The 2,227-nt window shown below is 42.4% G+C and carries 3 protein-coding genes; all 3 read left to right on the plus strand.

Annotation, left to right across the window (positions count from 1 at the left end):
* A partial coding sequence (locus ACLOR3_RS06520) for an AAA family ATPase (protein ID WP_412037083.1) occupies positions 1–749 on the plus strand: 749 nt, incomplete at its 5' end.
* A 117-nt stretch (positions 750–866) separates the two neighbouring features.
* Complete coding sequence (locus tag ACLOR3_RS06525) at positions 867–1,316, plus strand: NUDIX hydrolase (protein ID WP_061563680.1); 450 nt, start codon at positions 867–869, stop codon at positions 1,314–1,316.
* A gap of 67 nt (positions 1,317–1,383) precedes the next feature.
* The gene (locus ACLOR3_RS06530) at positions 1,384–1,683 is read left to right on the plus strand and encodes a DUF1827 family protein (protein ID WP_048715438.1); all 300 of its coding nucleotides are present in this window, start codon (positions 1,384–1,386) and stop codon (positions 1,681–1,683) included.
* Positions 1,684–2,227: the final 544 nt, after the last annotated feature.

Consider the following 2,227-nt stretch of genomic DNA (forward strand, 5'->3'; position numbering starts at 1 on the left):
TCTTTGGTTCTGCTGACAGTATGATTCGCTTTGATATGAGTGAGTATATGGAGAAACATGCCGTTGCCAAATTGGTCGGTGCTCCTCCAGGCTACGTCGGCTATGAAGAAGCAGGCCAGCTGACTGAAAAGGTGCGTCGCAACCCTTACTCTCTCATCCTCTTGGATGAGGTCGAAAAGGCCCACCCAGATGTCATGCATATGTTCCTCCAAGTCTTAGACGATGGGCGCTTGACAGATGGACAAGGCCGAACGGTGAGCTTCAAAGATACCATTATCATCATGACTTCCAATGCGGGAACTGGAAAAGCGGAGGCTAATGTCGGCTTTGGGGCGGCTCGTGAAGGTCGTACCAATTCTATCCTAGGTGAACTGGGAAACTTCTTTAGTCCAGAATTCATGAACCGCTTTGACGGCATCATTGAATTCAAAGCCTTGTCTAAGGAAAACCTCCTTCAAATCGTCACTCTCATGTTAGACGATGTCAACCAACGCTTAGCCCACAATGATATCCACCTGGATGTTACCGATAAGGTCAAGGAGAAACTGGTTGACCTAGGCTACGATCCGAAAATGGGGGCACGTCCTCTTCGTCGCACCATTCAAGACTATATTGAAGATGCCATTACAGATTACTACCTAGAAAATCCTAGTGAGAAAGATCTGAAGGCTGTCATGACCAGCAATGGGAAGATTAGCATCAAAGGAAAGAGCAAACCTGCGAACGAAGCAGAAAAAGTAACTGAATAATCGCATTCCACAGAGAGATTCCTAGTAGCTACCAGGAATCTCTCTTATTTTTATCTCCTACTGCTTTTTATGTCCATCTATGTTATAATGATAAAAAAATAAGAAGCGAGTATCATTATGACCGTTGCAACTTTTGGAACAAAAGAAGAAAATGTTGACTATGTCAATCGTTATGGAGTCTATGCGGTGATTCCAAATCCAGCAAAGGACAAAATCATCCTAGTCCAAGCTCCAAATGGGGCTTGGTTCCTACCAGGTGGTGAGATCGAGGCAGGAGAAGATCATTTCTTGGCACTCGAGCGCGAACTGATCGAAGAGCTGGGATTCACTGCGACCATCGGCGAGTATTATGGACAAGCAGATGAGTACTTCTACTCCAGTCACCGCGACACCCACTACTACAATCCTGCTTATATCTATGAAGTAACTGACTTTGTAGAAGCTCAAAAGCCACTAGAGGATTTCAATAACATTGCCTGGTTCCCCATTGACGAAGCCATTGAAAAGTTAAAAAGAGGAAGCCATAAATGGGGAATCAAAATGTGGAAATCTGCCCAAAAATTGTAAGCGACTTCTTTCACAAAATAAAAAAAAGTGCTATAATAAATGGAGAAAGAGCTTAGGAGGATCTCACATGAAGCTTATGAATACAACAAATAGTCATGCTAATTTGGTCAAAAGTCAATTAGAAAGTACCGATGCTACCCTTGTTGAGGTCTATTCAGCTGGTAACACCGATGTTATCTTTACCAAAGCTCCTACTCATTACGAATTGCTGATTAGTAACAAACACCGTGCCATTCGTGAAACAGAAGTTGAAAAAATTCGTGAGTTCTTTTTAAAACGCAAGATTGATCTTAAACTCATCGACCAATCCGCTATTAAAACGCTCTACTCCGACAAACTGATCGAAATTTCTTTCCCAATCAATTAGTAAGGCCAATCCGCCTTACTTTTTTTATTGCCTTAATGATGGACACGATACACCATTCTAGCCACCAAAAAAGAAGTTCCAAATCGGAGCTTCTTTCAGATTGAAGATAAAGTAATTTTAGAAACTTTCCTTAGGTGAGTACGGACGTCAGCGAACTTCTACGAAGTTCCATGACTAATTAAGATACGAAGGGCTTTTGCGGATAAAGTCAAAATAGGGAGCAGGACAGAAGCACTGTTGTATGGGATTGCTTCGTTGTCCTGCCCCCACAAGGCTGATTAGGATTCTTCCGAGCTGAAAGGTGAGAGAAGAATTCAATCAGCTACTGTGTCTTGGATTTAGTACTAATGCATTTGCACTTTTTGACACAATCCGCAGCCCGTGTTCAATTAGTTTTGAACCCCCTCGCTCTTTAATTTCCGGGCTCAGGCTAAAACAGTTTCCCAAACTGTTTTACTCTCAAAACTCCCGAATGCCTGAAACACAGTTGTTTCAGGCACTTTTCTCACGGCGGAAAGTTTTTCATCTTCTTAAATGACTAAAA

The organism is Streptococcus intestinihominis (assembly GCF_046824975.1).
GTDB lineage: Bacteria > Bacillota > Bacilli > Lactobacillales > Streptococcaceae > Streptococcus.